Origin of the sequence: Cupriavidus necator (assembly GCF_013141915.1) — a bacterium.
Lineage (GTDB): Bacteria > Pseudomonadota > Gammaproteobacteria > Burkholderiales > Burkholderiaceae > Cupriavidus > Cupriavidus necator_B.
In genome coordinates this window covers 31,022-46,808 of record NZ_SROX01000024.1, presented here as the reverse complement: position 1 = coordinate 46,808, position 15,787 = coordinate 31,022, and the positions used below count along the sequence as shown (strand labels likewise).

Genomic DNA, 15,787 nt, shown 5'->3' with positions numbered 1-15,787 from the left:
AGCTTCTGGTGCTGGTCCAAAGGTACGATTACCCCTACAAACGCGCGTGCCCCCTCTTCGGCGCCCCCCGCCCAACCCCTCCTCGTTTTCCCCGACTGTCCCAAATTGCAAACAAGTTGTCCCCGCTAGTCAAACTGCTGGAAGCCAATCCTAGATACTTCGCCGGTCGCGACAGGACTGTGGCCAGCGTTTGAAAGGAGGGTTTTGTTCCCTGCATGCGTAGCCATGACGCAGTCAAGCGCATCCAGGAAAAGGCTTTTCATGCTCGGGCAAACCACCACGCATTCCCCCATCTCAGCCGGCGCGGCCGGTGCGAGTTCGTCGCGTTGTTACGCCTGGCTCGTTTTTGCGCTGAGCTTTGGCTTGTTGCTGTCGGACTACATGTCCCGGCAGGTGCTCAACGCCGTCTTTCCGCTGCTGAAGGTGGAATGGTCGCTGAGCGACACCGAGCTCGGTGCGCTGGGCGGGATCGTGGCCTTGATGGTTGGCCTGCTGACGTTTCCGCTGTCCATCCTGGCCGACCGCTGGGGCCGGGTCAGGAGCCTGATCCTGATGGCGGCGCTGTGGAGCCTGGCCACGCTGGGCTGCGCGCTGGCCAACAATTTCGGGCAGATGTTCGTGGCGCGGCTGTGCGTGGGGATTGGTGAGGCGGCCTATGGCAGCGTCGGCATTGCCGTGGTGCTTTCGGTGTTTCCGCGCCATCTGCGTGCCAGCCTGAGTTCGGCGTTCATCGCTGGCGGGGCGTTTGGCTCCGTGCTGGGGATGGCGGCGGGGGGCGCCCTGTCCGCTCACTTTGGCTGGCGTTGGGCCTTTGCCGGCATGGCGATCTTCGGGCTTGTGCTGGTCGGGTTCTACCGTCTCTTCATTACCGAGCCGCGCCTGCAGGCGCAACGCCGTGCGCTGGGCGAGAAACCGGACAGTGCCGCTCGGCGCGAGAGCGTCTCACTGCGCCCGCTGCTGTCCGCCCTCTTTTCGGCGCGTTCGATCCTGTGCGCGTATGTGGGCAGTGCGCTGCAGTTGCTGGTCATGGGCGCCCTGCTCACCTGGATGCCCAGCTTCCTGGCGCGTTACTACGGCATGGCGACGGACCGTGCCGGCGTGACCGCCGCGGCATTCGTGCTGGCGGGTGGCGCAGGGATGGTCCTGTGCGGCACGCTGACGGACTGGGCGGCTCGCCACGCCCCCGGGCGCAAGTGGCTGATGGCCGTGGCCTACAGCGTGACCTGCTGCGCGCTTCTGCTCACTGCGTTCCACCTGCCCGCCGGCACCGCGCAACTGGTGCTGATCGGTGCCGGCATGCTGTTTGTCGGTGGCACGGCCGGCCCGGCCAGTGCCGCGGTTGCAAACCTGACCCATCCGGCCATCCATGCCACCGCCTTTGCCACGCTCACGCTGGCAAACAACCTGTTGGGCCTGGCGCCCGGACCCTTTGTCACTGGCCTGATCGCCGACCGCATTGGCCTGCTCGGCGCCCTTCAACTGATCCCGTTGGCAGGCGTGCTTGCCGCGCTGTGCTTCCTGATGGGGCGCCGCACCTACATGGCCGACCTGCTTCGCCTGGAAAACCAGCGCGAGGCAGACCCGAACAAGGCCTGATCTTCTGACTGATTGCCTGGACGACTGATGAACCTTCCCACTGATACCACCTTCCTGATGGTTCCCGGCCTGCGCGATCACGTGGCGGAACACTGGCAGACCCTGCTCCAGGCCGAGCTGCCGAACGCCCGCTCGGTGGCGCCGCTGGAGCACGACAAGCTCAGCCGTGATGCCCACGTGACCGCGCTGGACGCTGCCCTGGCCGATATCGACGGCCCGGTGGTACTGGTGGCGCATAGCGCCGGCGTGATGATCACCGTGCATTGGGCCGCGCAGCACCACCGCAAGATCCGCGGCGCGCTGCTGGCCACGCCTGCTGATCTTGAAACGCCGATGCCGGCCGGCTATCCGGACCACGCCGCGCTGGCCGGGAACGGCTGGCTGCCCGTGCCCCGGGCACAACTGCCCTTCCCCAGCCTCCTCGCCGCCAGCCGCAACGATCCGCTGGCCAGCCATGAGCGCGCCGCGCAGATGGCCAGCGACTGGGGCAGCCGCCTGGTCGACCTCGGGGAAGTCGGCCACCTGAACCCGGCGGCCGGATATGGCCCGTGGCCGCGCGCGACCGAGTTGCTGGAAAAGCTGCTGCGCGCCATCTGAGCCGCGAGCCTTCGCGTAGCGCAAAGCCGCCACAGAGAATGCAGCACCTGTAGTACTCACAGAGACGGATTCATCCGCATCGCAACCAAAGGAAAAGAGGAGAAATACCAATGAAGCACAGGAGCATGGCCACGGCCGCGCTGCTCGCCTGTTCGGGGGGCGCCTTTGCCCAGTCGAACGTTACGCTGTACGGCGTGGCGGACATCAATGTCGAGTATGCCAATCACCTCGGCGCGGTCCCGACTGCAGCCAACCAGTTCAACCGCGGCCCGGCCAACGACGTCTACCGCATGAACTCCGGCGGCGTCTCCGGCTCGCGCTGGGGCCTTCGCGGCAGCGAGGACCTCGGTGGCGGCCTGCAGGCGCTGTTCGTGCTGGAAAGCGGCTTCAACGTCGACAGTGGCACCTCGCAGCAAAGCGGCAGGCTGTTCGGGCGCCAGGCGTACGTGGGCGTGCAGAAGCCCGGCATCGGCATGGTCAGCCTGGGCCGCCAGTACACGTCGATGTTCGAGGCACTGGCCAATTTCTCGCCCACGGCCTATGCCACGCAATATGAACCGGTGGTGCTGCAGTCTGGCCCGAACTTCCGTGAGGACAACACGGTCAAGTACACCGGCAAGTTTGGCCCGGTCACGGCGCTGGCGCACTGGTCATTTGGCACGGGCCTGGCCTTGCCGGCCACCGTGGGCATCGCCACGCCGATCGGTGGCAACGGCGAGGTCCCCGGCCAGTTCCGGCGCGATACCGCCTATGGCGCCGCGGTTGCGTACCAGGGCGGCCCGTTTGGCGTGACCGCCGGCTACGATCAGTGGAACCCGACCATCGGCACCAGCACTGGCACCGCCAAAAAGGCCGTGGTGGGCGCCAGCTACAGCATCGGGCCGGCCAAGATCATGGGCGGCTACCGCTGGGGCCAAAACAAAAACGCGGCGGATGTCGTGATCCAGCGTGATGACTTCTACTGGATCGGCGCCACCTACCAGGTCACGCCAGCCATTGGCCTGACGCTGGAATACAACTACGACGACGTCAAGAGCCTGTTCGGCAATACCAACGTCGCCAATCCCTGGCAGATCGCCTTCGTGGCGAACTATGCGTTCTCCAAGCGCACCGACGTCTACCTGACGACCGCCTACGCCAAGAACGCCGGCCTGATGATGGAATCGCTGGCAACGATCTACGCCAACAGCCTGTCGCTGGGCAACAGCTACGCGCTGGGCAATGGCCAGAGCAATATGTTCGGAGCCGCCGTCGGCATTCGCCACAAGTTCTGACCAGGCGATCCGGTCATTGTATCGACGGACAATATGCTCGTTTGCGGCCGCCCGGGGATTCCCCCGCGCGGCCGCTCTTTTTTCGTTTCGAGGATCAAGAAAGACCGCGGTCGTGTTGCGGCTTGAGCAAGGGTCTAGCGGCGCAGGAAGGCGCCGACGACGCGCGCGGTGTTCTCCGCGCCGGTCACAAGGAAGAGATGCCCGTCGTCGAGTACGTGCAGTTCCGCATTAGGGATGCGGGCGGCGAGGATCCTGGCATTGACCAGCGGCACGATGGGATCGTCGGCGCCGTGCATCACCAGCGTGGGCTGCCTGACCGCGCGCAGCCACGGCAGGCTGCTCCAGCCCCAAGCCGCCAGCAGCTGGTAGAGGTAGCCACGTCCCCGGGGCGGTTGCATGTGCCGTCCATGTTCGTCGAGCAGTGCAGGATCATCGCGGAAGGCGCCGCCGTAGAGGTCCGCGCCAACGCGTCGCAGGTACTCCGGATCGCTGTAGCGGCGCACGCCGATCATCTTCGACAGCACCGACAGCCTGCCCGGCACCATGAGCACGCCGGGCGACGTTGCCGCCAGCACCAGGCGGCGGCAACGCTGCGGATAGAGCCGCGCGAATTCCTGCGCGAGCGCACCACCCCACGACACGCCGAGCGTATCGACCTGGCCCGCATAGCCAAGGTGCGACAGCAGTCTGTCGGCAAGCACGCAAAGGTTGGAGAAGCGGTAAGGTAACAGCGGCGCGGGGGAGCCGCCGGCGCCGGGAACGTCGAAGATGATGACTTCCACGCCCACCAGCGCATCGACGAAGGGCTCGATCAGTTCGAGGTTGGCGCCGATGCCGTTGAAGATGAGCAGCGGCGGACCCCCGTCGCTGCCGGGCCGGATGCCGACCCGGAGTTGCTGCCCGTCCAGCGCTACAGTCTGGACCTGCATGTTGCCGGCCCTGATGCCAGCATTGCTTATTGTCATCAAGCTGTCCTGGAGTCGTTGGCGCGAAGGCACGGCCACGATCGCTGCGATCGCGGCCGTGCACCCCGGTGCTTACTGCCTGGGTCGCAGGATGCCCTTCACTTCCTCGACGTTCTCGGCGATGCGCCGGCCTACTGCGGTAATGCTGTCGGCCTGGGTCTTGTACACGGTGTCGGTCAGGCCGCGCAGGCCGTTCACGGCCTTGTGCAGCGAGCGCGGCAGCACTTCAGAGACCTTGGCCGCCTGGCCGTCGGCATCCTTGCCGCCACGGGCCAGCGCCTGCAGGTCGGCGGCGGTCTCGCAGAGGTATTCGCCCTGCTGCCGCACCAGCGACTGCAGGCCGGCCAGCAGCGCGATATTCACGCCGGCCAGGGCCTCGATGTCCTTGCGGCGCGATTCGAGGATAGCCGCCGGATCCAGGCGGTTCTGCTTGACGAAGTCAAACAGCTTCTTGTGCGAGGCGGTGTGTGCGGTCGATGTGCCCGCGGTATTGGTCGATTCCATCTTTATTTCTCCTGACAGGTTGGGTTGTAGAAAACGATGGCCTTGTGGGGCCGGTGGACTACGCTTCAGACACGTAAAGGCCCGGGGCCTCGCCGCAAGGCGCGTATTGCAGGCTACCGGGGCTGGCCGGTGCGTTGCACTTCGGCCCGGAGCGCTTCTTCAGCCACTGGCTCCAGTGCTGCCACCATGAGTCCTGGGTGGCCGTGGCGCCTTCAAGCCAGGTCTGCGGGTCCGCATCGGTGGCGTCGTTGCGGAAGAACTTCGCCTTGGGGTTGCCGGGCGGGTTGATCAGGCTCTGGACATGCCCGCTGGAGCTGAGCACGAACTCCGTGCGTCCGCCAAAGGCGCGCACCGAGCGGTACACGGCCTTCCACGGCGTGATGTGGTCGGTCATGCCGGCCAGCACGTATTTGTCGCACTGGACTTCGGACAGGTCGATGGCATGGCCCAGCACGCGCAGCGTGCGCGGCGTGGCCAGCTGGTTCAGTGTGAGCATGTCGAGGAACTGGCCGTGCAGGCCGGCCGGCAGCCGCGTGGTGTCATTGTTCCAGTAGAGGACATCGAAGGCCGGCGGCGCATTGCCCAGCAGGTAGTTGTTGACCCAGTAGTTCCACACCAGGTCATTGGGGCGCAGCCAGGCAAAGACCCGACCCAGCTCCTCGCCGTCGAGCACGCCGCGCGCCTGGCTGCCCTGCCGGGCGGCCGTGACGGCTTCGGGCGTGCTGAACAGGCCAAGCTGGGACTGGGCATCCAGCCCGAACACCGACACCATCAGCGTGGCCGCATGCACAAGCTTCTCGCCGCTCGCGGCGCAGTAGCCCATCAGCGCCGACATCGTCATCGCGCCCGAGCAGGCGCCGTGCAGGTTCACGTCAGGGCTGCCGGTGATGTCGCGGATGGCGTGGATGGCTTCGATCAGCGCGCGGACATAGGTATCCATGTCCCAGTCGCGATGCGCTGCCGTGGGGTTGCGCCAGCTCACGATGAATACCTGCAGTTCCTGGGCCAGCAGGTACTCCACCATGCTCTTGCCCTGCGCCAGGTCGAACACGTAGAACTTGTTGACCTGCGGCGGCACGATGAGCTGCGGCCGCGCGTGGACCTTCTCGGTAGACGGCGTGTACTGGATCAGTTCCAGCACATCGTTGCGGAACACCACCACGCCCGGCGTGGTGGCCAGGTTCTTGCCAACACTGAACGCCGCCTTGTCCACCTGGGCGGGCATGCCGCGGTTGGTCAGGGTGTCGGTGACCAGGTTGGTCAACCCGCTGATCAGGTTCATGCCGCCTGACTCCACAGTTTTCCTGAGCGCCGCCGGGTTGCCCAGCAGCGTGTTGGTCGGTGCCAGCGCATCGGCCACCAGCGAGGTGAAGTACTCCGCGCGGTGCTTGCTGCGCTCGTCCATGACCGAGCGCCGGACAAAGCCGCTGATGGAATTGCGCCAGGTCTCGTAGCCCTGCAGCGACATGCGGTACAGCGGGTTGTCCTGCCAGGCCGGGTCGCCAAAGCGCCGGTCGCGCGCCGACGGCAACGGGGCCGAGCCGTCCAGCACGCTGACCAGGTCCTGCGCCAGCTGCGCCTGCTGCTCCAGCACCAGCACCGGCTCCTGCAGGCACTGCGCGCCGAGCTGCTGCGCAGTGCTGACCAGGTCTTCCAGGCGCAGGCCCACGAAGGGGTTGGGGCCGGCCATCATGTCCGGCATGCGTTCGATGGAAGCCACCGCGGTGGCCGCGCTCACGGCTGCAGCCTGATCCGCGCTATCGTCCCTATCGACCTTGGCGCTATCGATCCTGGCCATAACGACCTTCGCCCTGCGGGCCCTGCCGCTCTTGCTGCCCTGCTCTCTCGTACTGCTGACCTTCGTCATCCTGCGTCTCCCGCCTTATTCCTTGCTACTACTGTCTTGCTCATTGCTTCAGGCGACCAGCAGCGCCAGGGCTTCCGCCACCAGCGCGGGCCTGACCTCGCCTTCGATCTCGATCATGTGTTCCGTGCGCAGCAGCACGCGGCCGCCGCCCTTGTTGTCTGCAGCCAGCAGGCTGACGCGATTGCGCACGCGCGAGCCCGCCTTCACCGGCGCCAGGAAGCGCGTCTTTTCCAGGCCGTAGTTGACTGCGGCGCTGGCATCGGCCGGGATCACGCCCATCTCTTGCATTTGCCCTGCCACCAGCGACAGCGTCAGGTAGCCGTGGGCGATGGTGCCGCCGAACGGACTTTCCTTGCCGGCACGCTCCACGTCAACGTGGATCCACTGCTTATCGTTGGTGCATTGCGCGAATGCGTCGATGCGCGCCTGGTCCACTTCCACCCAGTCGGACACGCCCAGTTCCTTGCCGACGAACGCGCTGAGCGTCGCCATGCGGTAGTTTTCGATTGCCATGCTGCCTCCTGCATTGATTGATCTTTTTGCCCGTGCCGCGCTGCGCCACGGTTTGGGTTTCAGAACCGGGATTCGTCCAGGTTCAGGAAGCCGTCCTCGCCCGATGCACCGGTAATGGCCGCTTCCAGCGCCGCGGCGCGCGGCAGGATCTGCTTGGCGAAGAACTCAGCGGTGGCGATCTTGGCGGCGTAGAACGCTTCGTCCTCGCTGCGCTTGTGCGTCGCCACGACCAGCGCGCGCGCCATCTGCCAGCCCGTCAGCACGATGCCGGCCAGCTTGAGGTAGGCCACGCTTGCGCCAAACACCGCGTTCGGCTCCCTGGCCGTGTTCTCCAGCACAAAGTCGACGGCCCGGCCCAGCGCCATGCGCGCGTAGCCGAGTTGCACGAACATGGCGCTGCACGCCGCATCCGCGCCGCTACCGGCGCAGTCCCTGAGCGCATCGATGGTCTGGTCGACTTCGGCCAGGATGGCGCGCGCGGCCAGGCCGCCATCGCGCACGGTCTTGCGGCCCACCAGGTCGTTGGCCTGGATGGCGGTAGTGCCCTCGTAGATCGGCAGGATGCGGGCGTCGCGGAAGTGCTGGGCGGCACCGGTCTCCTCGATAAAGCCCATGCCGCCGTGCACCTGCACGCCCAGGCTGGTCACGTCCAGCGACATCTCCGTGCTCCAGCCCTTGATGACGGGCACCAGGAACTCGTAGGCCGACTTGAACTGCGCCCGCGTACAGGCATCCAGTGCGTGGTGGGCAAGATCCGAGTACGCAGCCGCTACCAGCGACAGTGCTCGCGCGCCTTCGGTCAGCGCGCGCATCTCGGTCAGCATGCGGCGCACGTCGGGGTGATGAATGATGGCCACCGCCTCGCGCGACGAGCCATCGACCGGGCGGCTTTGCACGCGATCCTTCGCATAGGCCACCGCCTGCTGGTAGGCACGGTCTGAGATGGCAATGCCCTGCACGCCCACGCCGAAGCGCGCAGCGTTCATCATCACGAACATGTACTCCAGGCCGCGGTTCTCCTCGCCGACCAGGTAACCGACGGCACCGCCATGGTCGCCAAACTGCAGCACCGCGGTCGGACTGGCCTTGATGCCGAGCTTGTGTTCGATCGACACGCACTGCACGTCATTGCGCGCCCCCAGCGAGCCGTCGTCGTTGACCAGGAACTTCGGCACCACGAACAGCGAGATGCCCTTCACGCCCTCGGGCGCTCCCGGCGTGCGCGCCAGCACCAGGTGGACGATGTTGTCCGCCATGTCGTGCTCGCCGTAGGTGATGAAGATCTTGGTGCCAAAGACCTTGTAGTTGCCGTCAGCCTGCGGCTCGGCGCGCGTGCGCAGCAACGCCAGGTCGGAACCGGCCTGGGGCTCGGTCAGGTTCATGGTGCCGGTCCACTCGCCGGCGATCAGGCGCGGCAGGAAGCGCTGCTTCAGCTCGTCGGCGCCAGCGGTGAGCAGCGCTTCGATCGCGCCGTCGGTCAGCATGGCGCACAGCGCGAACGACAGGTTGGCCGCGTTCATTATTTCCATGCACGGCGTGCCTACCAGCTTGGGCAGGCCCTGGCCACCAAACTCGACCGGGTGCACGATGCCCTGCCAGCCACCCTCGCCGAACTGGCGGAACGCTTCCGCGAAGCCGGGGGTCGTCCTGACTTCGCCGTCGTGCCAGCTGCTGGGTTGCTTGTCGCCGGCAACGTTGAGGGGGGCGATCACCTCGCCGTGGAACTTTGCGGCTTCGCCGATCACGGCTTCGACGGTGTCGGGGGTAGCGTCTTCATAGCCAGGCAGGCTGGCAATCTTTGTCAGTCCGGCCAGTTCACGGATGACAAACAGGATGTCCTTGGTAGGTGCGGTGTAGCTCATTTTCGGCCTCTGTGCAAATGTCCACAGCACCGGCATCCGATTCATCAACCGGTGGCACTGTAACGTTATGTGCCGATCGTAGTGGCGGCACGCACAAAGGCGGATACCCAAACCTGCCCATTCACTGACAAATCCTGCCGCTTTGCGCGGCAGCCGCCCTGAACGGCCGCCGTGCGTCGCAAGAGCCCGCTAATGTGGCCAGATTTGTCAGTCGCCGGCCAGCTTTGCCAGCCGTGCAGGCGGGCCTATAGCGCGCGGCGGTAGGCGTTGGGGGTGCTGCCAGTCCAGTGGCGGAAGGCGCGATGGAATGCGGTGGGATTGTCGAAGCCCACATCGAAGGCAATGGCCGCGATGGGATCCTCGGAGCGTGTCAGGCGCTGGATGGCGATATCGCGCCGCACGTCGTCCTTGATCGCCTGGAAGGAAGTGCCTTCCGCCGACAGGCGCCGGCACAGGGTGCGCACCGAACAGTGCAACGCATGGGCCACCGCCTCGATGGTGGGCGACACCGGCAGGCACTCGGCAACGTATTGCCTGACCCGGTGGGAGCTCATCTGCTCGGCAAAGGAAACGAAGATCCAGTCCTCGGGCGCGCGCGACAGGAACTTCTCCAGATCCGGCTTGCGCTGGCGCACCGGCATGTCAAGGTAAGCCGCATCGAAGCCGATGCGGTTTTGGTCGCAACCGAAATGCACCGGGCCGGGAAAAAGGTAGAGATGGTCGCCGGCCAGCGGCGAGTGATGAAACTGGAACTCCACTGCCTGCAGCGGGATCTTTTGGCGGATCAGCCACGACGCCACGCCATGCACGAGCTTCAGCATCAGTTCCCGCCCCAGCACGCTGACGGCTGGGCCGGCCGGGTTGTCTACCAGCTCCACATAGCCAGACCCACCATCGCGCCGCGACTCGATACGGAAGTCATCGAGGATCAGGTGGAAGAACTGGCCGAAGCGATGCAGCGCCACCTCCAGCCTTGGCGCATCCAGCAAGCTCAGGCACAGGTACTTGAGCGTGCCATTGCGCAGCGGCCGGCTGAAAATGCCGGGCATTTCATCGTCGGCCTCCTTGGCGAGCAGGCGGTACAGCGTAGAAAACTGTTCCTGCGTGACGCGTGCGGCCGGCTCGGCCAGCAACTCACCGGCAATGCCTGAGCACTCGGCCAGCCGCGCGATCGCCAAGGGATCGGCGCCGGCCAGGAAGCCATTGACGACAGAGATGGGGACGGTAGCGGACAGGCCGTTCACGCGGGGCGCAGGCAGTGCATGCCGACAGAGAAGGTGACGGCGCATTCTGTCACAGCGTGTGCGCGATGGAAATGCGGATCGATGCCTAGAGCAGTCCTTGCGCCGGCTCCGCTCGTTTTCCCTGACTGTCCCGAAATGTAAATCGTTCGTCCCGGATCATCAAATCGCGGCGTGTCGATACACGATACTTCAGCCACTGAACTTGATACCGCAAACGCGACCGTCAGGTGCCGCCAGCCAGGCGGAAATCCAGGCGGTCCGGCCCACAACATACCAGGAGCCAACTGTGCAATTCCTCGACGATTCCCTGCATCCCGAAAACCAGGACAAGGTGGTCATCACTGTGGCGCCGTACGGCCCCGAGTGGATGCCCGCGGATTTTCCGGAAGATATTCCGGTGACCATGGAAGAGCAGGTGCAGAAGGCGGTCGACTGCTACAACGCCGGCGCCACCGTGCTGCACCTGCACGTGCGCGAACTCGACGGCAAGGGCTCCAAGCGCCTGTCCAAGTTCAACGAACTGATCGCCGGCGTGCGCGCAGCGGTGCCGGACATGATCATCCAGGTGGGCGGCTCGATCTCCTTCGCGCCGGAAGACGACGGCCAGGCCGCCAAGTGGCTGTCCGACGATACCCGCCACATGCTGGCTGAACTGGACCCGAAGCCGGATCAGGTGACCGTGGCGATCAACACCACGCAGATGAACATCATGGAGCTGCTGTACCCCGAATACCTGCAGGGTACCTCGCTGGAGCATCCCGCCTACCAGGCTGCCTACCGCGAAATGACGGTGCCGGCCGGCCCGGGCTGGGTGGAAGAGCACCTGCGCCGCCTGAGCAACGCAGGCATCCAGCCGCACTTCCAGCTCACCGGCATCCACGCCATGGAAACGCTGGAGCGCATGGTGCGCGCAGGCCACTACAAGGGCCCGCTGAACCTGACCTGGATTGGCATCGGCGGCGGCTTTGACGGTCCCAACCCGTTCAACTTCTTCAACTTCGTGCACCGCGCGCCGGACGGTTGCACGCTGACCGCCGAGTCGCTGCTGAAGAACGTGCTGCCGTTCAACATGATGGCGATGGCGATGGGCCTGCATCCGCGTTGCGGCATCGAGGACACCATCATCGACCAGCATGGCCACCGCATGACGTCGGTCCAGCAGATCGAGCAGTGCGTGCGCGTGGCCAGGGAACTCGGCCGCGAGATCGCCTCGGGCAAGGAAGCGCGCGAGATCTACCGCATCGGCACCTGGTACGACAGCGCCGACGAAACCCTGGCCGCGCACGGCATGGCGCCGAATCGCAAGGCCGGCCAGAAGAACCTGCCCCTGCGCGCGGCCTGACGCGCGCACCGGTGCGGCAGAGGGCGCAAGCGCCTGCCGCCGCACCGTCATCCGACTTACCTTGCAAGCATGAACCCGCCCCTCTCCATCATCAATCCGTGCCTGAACATCTGCCGCATGGACCTCGCTGGCAAGTATTGCCAGGGCTGCGGCAGGACTGCGGTCGAGATCGGCCGCTGGGCGCAGATGACCGACGCAGAGCGCGCCGAGGTCATGGCTTCGCTGCCGGCGCGCCAGTCGTGGCGCAGCCGCGCCCCGGGGCCCACCCCCTGATATTCCACAGCCTGCTGCGGCCTGCGCCGGGCTCGCCGGCTGGCGTCTTGAAGCTGCCATGAATCATCTGTCCACACTCTCGGTCGAGGCCTATTTCGACCTGATCTGCCCCTGGTGCCTGATCGGCAAGAAACACCTGGAAAGCGCCATCGCCTTGCTCGGGCGAGAGCGTCCGGACATCGCCGTGCAGGTGGAATGGCGTTCTTATCCGCTGATTCCGGCCATGCCGCCGGCCGGCCTGCCCTACCGCGACTTCTATGTGGCGCGCCTGGGCAGCCCCCAGGCAGTGGCGGCACGCCAGGCACAGGTTTGTGCCGCGGCACAAGATGCCGGCCTCACCCTGGCACTGGATCGCATTGAGACCTTCCCGAACACCCTGCTGGCCCATCGCCTGGTACGCCTTGCCCGGCAACAGGCAGGGGCAGACGCGGCCGCTGCGCTGATCGACGAGCTGTTCACGCGCTACTTCCTGCGCGCCGAGAACATCGGTGATCCGCGCGTGCTGCGTCAGGCCGCCGCGACCTGCGGCGTCCCGATTCCGGATCAGGTCCCGGCTCAACCCGATGCGGATGCACACCGTGACCTGGACTGGCTGCCGTCACTCGGCGCCCCGCAAGAACCGGTCTTGCGTGCCGGACTAGGCGTGCCGCACTTTATCTTCGACGGCACCCGCAGCGTGTCTGGCGCGCGGCCTCCCGCCGCGCTGCTGGAAGCCATGCTGCACACGCTGGCGCGCGCGAAGCAGCGCGCCACCCGGGCCACCGCCTGAACACCGTGGTGACGGCGGCATTGCGCCCAGGCCTCGATTTTTCTGCAATATCCCGTGTAACTGCCCCCGACAAGAAGGCTGGCACGGGCGTATCCATACCTAGCCGTTCAACGGAGACACAGATGCCTCAACGCCCTGCCCTTTTTCGCCTGCGCCACGCTGCCTTGGCCGCCGTCAGCGCCGTCATGGCCCTGTCCATGCCCTCGGCCATGGCGTGGACCAACAAGCCCGTACGCATGCTGGTGCCGGCCCCTGCCGGCGGCACCATGGACGTGATTGCCCGCCTTCTGGCCGACCAGCTGTCGCAGGACCTCGGCCAGCCGGTCGTGGTCGACAACAAGCCGGGCGCCGGCGGCGGCATCGCCATCAGCGCCATGCTGCAGGCACCGCCTGACGGCCAGACCATCATGGTGACGGCCACCAATGTGCTGACTGAAGTCCCCCACGTGCTCAAGACGCCGTACCACACGATGACGGATATCCGGCCCGTGGCCGCGGTGGCACGCTCGCGCCTGCTGCTGGTGGGCGCGCCGTCCCTGCCTGCCAAGGACCTCAAGAGCCTGGTGAACTACGTGCATGCCAACCCTGGCAAGCTGAGCTTTGCCTCCTACAGCGCCGGCACCGCATCCCACTATGCCGGCGTGATCATGAACCAGAAGGCCGGCCTCGACCTTGCGCATGTTCCCTTTGCCGGCTCCTCGCCGGCGCTGGCCCAGGTGATGGGCGGCCAGATCGCGCTGATGTACGACGGCATGGTGACCTCGCTGCCGATGATCAGGGCCGGCAAGCTGCAAGCCTACGCGGTGGCATCAAAGAGCCGTTCGCCGCTGCTGCCCCAGGTGCCGACCTTCGCCGAGCTGGGTTACCGGATGTGGAGTTCAGCAACTGGGTCGGCGTGATTGCCTCGGCGCGCGTGCCCGCAGAGCTGGCGCAGAAGATCCAGGCCGCCACTTACAAGGCGGCCGCAACGCCCAAGGTGCAGGCACGGATGCAGGCATTGAGCTATGAGCCGCTGCGCGAGCAGACGCTGTCGGAACTGAGCCAGTCCCTGAATGCCGAGTTTGAGCGCAATGCGACGATCGTAAAGACCTTCAATATCCAGCCCTGACCCCGGCCACACGCCGGCACCCTGTGCGCCTCCTTCGGGAGGCGCCTTGCTTTTGCCCGTGACGCGCGCAAAAGATGATTCGCTCATCATTGGCCCGGACGGGCACAACATGCCACCAACCCGCGGCCTAGCCCCTCATGTCAAATACTGGTCGGCGATAAAGCAAAAAAAAGCGGCAGTCCCCGCCCGAGGACTGCCGCGAATTCCCTTTACTACCCTTCAGGCTGCGTCTTCGCGCAACTGCTTCTTATTGATCTTGCCGACACTGGTCTTCGGGATCGCTTCAATGAAGGTGATGCGCTCGGCCTCCGGCACGGCATACCTGCTGATCCGGCGCGAATCCGCGTGCGCCATCAGCTGGTCGCGGATCTGCTCGGCCCTGACTTCGGCGCCCGCCTTGCGCACCACGAAGGCCATCGGCCGCTCGCCCCACTTCGCATCCGGCACGCCGATCACGGCGCATTCCAGCACCCCCGCCACCTCCGCGATCAGGTTCTCCACTTCAATGGAAGACACCCATTCGCCGCCGGTCTTGATGACGTCCTTGATACGGTCGACGATCTGCACGAACCCGTCCTCGCCCATCACCGCGACATCCTGGGTATGCAGGAAGCCGCCCGACCACAGGTCTTCCGACGCTTGCGGCTTGCGGAAATAGCCCTTCGTCAGGAACGGCGCGCGCAGCACGATCTCGCCGCGGCTCTTGCCGTCGCGCGGCAGGTCCTGCATGTCTTCGCTGACAATGCGGTAGTCCACCAGCGTCACCGGGCGGCCGGTCGAGCAGCGCATGCGGACTTCCTCGGCGCGGTTCCTGGGCGTACAACCCGGCGGAATCTGGGCCAGCGACACGATCGGGCCGGTCTCGGACATGCCGTAGCCGGCAAAGATGTCGATGCCCCGCGCCAGCGCCGCCTCGCACAGCGCGGGCGGCAGCGCCGAGCCGCCGATGATGATCTTCCAGCCCGACAAGTCCTGCGCGCTGCCCTGCGCGGACTGCAGCAGCATCTGCAGGATGGTCGGCACGCAGTGCGAGAAGGTGACTTTCTCGGTCTCGCGCAGCTTCAGCAGCGCGTCCGGGGCGTAGCGGCCCGGCAGTACGGTACGCAGCCCCAGCATCATGGCAATGTACGGGATGCCCCATGCCAGCACGTGGAACATCGGCGTGATCGGCATATAGACGTCTTCACGATGCATGCGCTGGCCCTCGCGCGGCGAACACAGGCTGGTTGCCGATGCCAGCGTGTGCAGCACGATCTCGCGGTGGCTGTAGCAGACGCCCTTGGGGTCGCCGGTGGTGCCGGTGGTGTAGAAGGTCGCGGCCTTGGTGTTCTCGTCGAAGTCGCTGAACTCGAAGTCGGGCGACGCGTCGTCGAGCAGCGCCTCATACTCCCCCGCGAGCGGCAGGGTTAGCGCCGGTGCGTGCTCGCCGTCGGCCATCAGCACGAAGCGCGGGTTGCAGGTCAGCTCGCCGCGGATCTGCTCGAGCACCGGCGCGAAGTCCGGATGGAACAGCACGACGTCCGCGCCGGCGTCGTTCAGCGTGTACAGGATCTGCTGGGGCGACAGCCGCACGTTCACCGTGAACAGCGTCGCGCCCATCATGGGTACGCCGAAGTAGCATTCCAGGTAGCGATGGCTGTCCCAGTCCATCACCGCCACGGTGGTCCCGTGGCCGGCACCGAGCGCGGTGAGCGCCGAGGCCAGCTGGCCGATGCGGCAGCGGAAATCGCGGAAGGTGTAGCGCATCTGGCCGCGGTAGCTGATCTCCTGGTCGCCGTAGAGACTGACCGAGTTGATCAGGAGCTGCTTGACCAGCAGCGGGTAAGCGTAGGCCGACTGTGCGGTCGTAATCAGGTTGTCTTGCATTGCTTGT

At 65.8% G+C, this 15,787-nt stretch carries 13 protein-coding genes and 1 pseudogene; 7 read left to right on the top strand and 7 right to left on the bottom strand.

Annotation, left to right across the window (positions count from 1 at the left end; all coding sequences use genetic code 11):
• The first annotated feature begins 261 nt into the window (after window positions 1-261).
• The 3 genes from E5S69_RS29405 (at window position 262) to E5S69_RS29395 (ending at window position 3,467) form a co-directional block, all read left to right on the top strand.
• Window positions 262-1,596: an MFS transporter gene (locus E5S69_RS29405; RefSeq protein WP_171517950.1), complete on the top strand. Its 1,335-nt coding sequence runs from the start codon at window positions 262-264 to the stop codon at window positions 1,594-1,596.
• Window positions 1,597-1,623: 27 nt separating this feature from the next.
• Entirely contained in the window at window positions 1,624-2,193 is a 570-nt protein-coding gene (locus tag E5S69_RS29400) for an RBBP9/YdeN family alpha/beta hydrolase (RefSeq protein ID WP_171517949.1), read from the top strand.
• A 110-nt stretch (window positions 2,194-2,303) separates the two neighbouring features.
• Window positions 2,304-3,467 carry a porin gene (locus E5S69_RS29395; protein ID WP_171517948.1) on the top strand — a complete coding sequence of 388 codons (1,164 nt, stop codon included), beginning with the start codon at window positions 2,304-2,306 and terminating at the stop codon, window positions 3,465-3,467.
• Window positions 3,468-3,601: 134 nt separating this feature from the next.
• Here E5S69_RS29395 and phaZ read toward each other — a convergent pair whose 3' ends face one another.
• The 6 genes from phaZ to E5S69_RS29365 all read right to left on the bottom strand — a co-directional run bounded on the left by phaZ (window position 3,602) and on the right by E5S69_RS29365 (window position 10,422).
• The gene (gene phaZ / locus E5S69_RS29390) at window positions 3,602-4,432 is read right to left on the bottom strand and encodes a poly(3-hydroxyalkanoate) depolymerase (RefSeq protein WP_171517947.1); all 831 of its coding nucleotides are present in this window, start codon (window positions 4,430-4,432) and stop codon (window positions 3,602-3,604) included.
• Between the two features lie 72 nt (window positions 4,433-4,504).
• The gene (locus tag E5S69_RS29385) at window positions 4,505-4,936 is read right to left on the bottom strand and encodes a phasin family protein (protein WP_171517946.1); all 432 of its coding nucleotides are present in this window, start codon (window positions 4,934-4,936) and stop codon (window positions 4,505-4,507) included.
• Between the two features lie 58 nt (window positions 4,937-4,994).
• Window positions 4,995-6,626, bottom strand: a complete 1,632-nt coding sequence (locus tag E5S69_RS29380; protein WP_171517986.1) for an alpha/beta fold hydrolase — start codon at window positions 6,624-6,626, stop codon at window positions 4,995-4,997.
• A 225-nt stretch (window positions 6,627-6,851) separates the two neighbouring features.
• Window positions 6,852-7,316, bottom strand: a complete 465-nt coding sequence (locus E5S69_RS29375) for a MaoC family dehydratase (RefSeq protein ID WP_171517945.1) — start codon at window positions 7,314-7,316, stop codon at window positions 6,852-6,854.
• A gap of 59 nt (window positions 7,317-7,375) precedes the next feature.
• Complete coding sequence (locus tag E5S69_RS29370; RefSeq protein WP_171517944.1) at window positions 7,376-9,178, bottom strand: acyl-CoA dehydrogenase; 1,803 nt, start codon at window positions 9,176-9,178, stop codon at window positions 7,376-7,378.
• A gap of 245 nt (window positions 9,179-9,423) precedes the next feature.
• Entirely contained in the window at window positions 9,424-10,422 is a 999-nt protein-coding gene (locus tag E5S69_RS29365) for an AraC family transcriptional regulator ligand-binding domain-containing protein (protein WP_171517943.1), read from the bottom strand.
• Between the two features lie 286 nt (window positions 10,423-10,708).
• Here E5S69_RS29365 and E5S69_RS29360 point away from each other — a divergent pair, with 286 nt between their 5' ends.
• The 4 genes and pseudogenes from E5S69_RS29360 to E5S69_RS29345 all read left to right on the top strand — a co-directional run bounded on the left by E5S69_RS29360 (window position 10,709) and on the right by E5S69_RS29345 (window position 13,914).
• Window positions 10,709-11,764, top strand: coding sequence for a 3-keto-5-aminohexanoate cleavage protein (locus tag E5S69_RS29360; protein ID WP_171517942.1), 1,056 nt, complete (start codon window positions 10,709-10,711; stop codon window positions 11,762-11,764).
• A gap of 69 nt (window positions 11,765-11,833) precedes the next feature.
• On the top strand, window positions 11,834-12,037 hold the full coding sequence (locus E5S69_RS29355) for a DUF1289 domain-containing protein (protein WP_171517941.1): 204 nt from the start codon (window positions 11,834-11,836) through the stop codon (window positions 12,035-12,037).
• A 58-nt stretch (window positions 12,038-12,095) separates the two neighbouring features.
• A complete protein-coding gene (locus E5S69_RS29350; protein WP_171517940.1) occupies window positions 12,096-12,806 on the top strand; it encodes a DsbA family oxidoreductase in 711 nt (236 codons plus the stop codon).
• A 122-nt stretch (window positions 12,807-12,928) separates the two neighbouring features.
• Window positions 12,929-13,914, top strand: a pseudogene (locus tag E5S69_RS29345) (Bug family tripartite tricarboxylate transporter substrate binding protein).
• A 219-nt stretch (window positions 13,915-14,133) separates the two neighbouring features.
• Here E5S69_RS29345 and E5S69_RS29340 read toward each other — a convergent pair.
• Window positions 14,134-15,780 carry a fatty acid--CoA ligase gene (locus E5S69_RS29340; RefSeq protein ID WP_171517939.1) on the bottom strand — a complete coding sequence of 549 codons (1,647 nt, stop codon included), beginning with the start codon at window positions 15,778-15,780 and terminating at the stop codon, window positions 14,134-14,136.
• Between the last annotated feature and the right edge of the window lie 7 nt (window positions 15,781-15,787).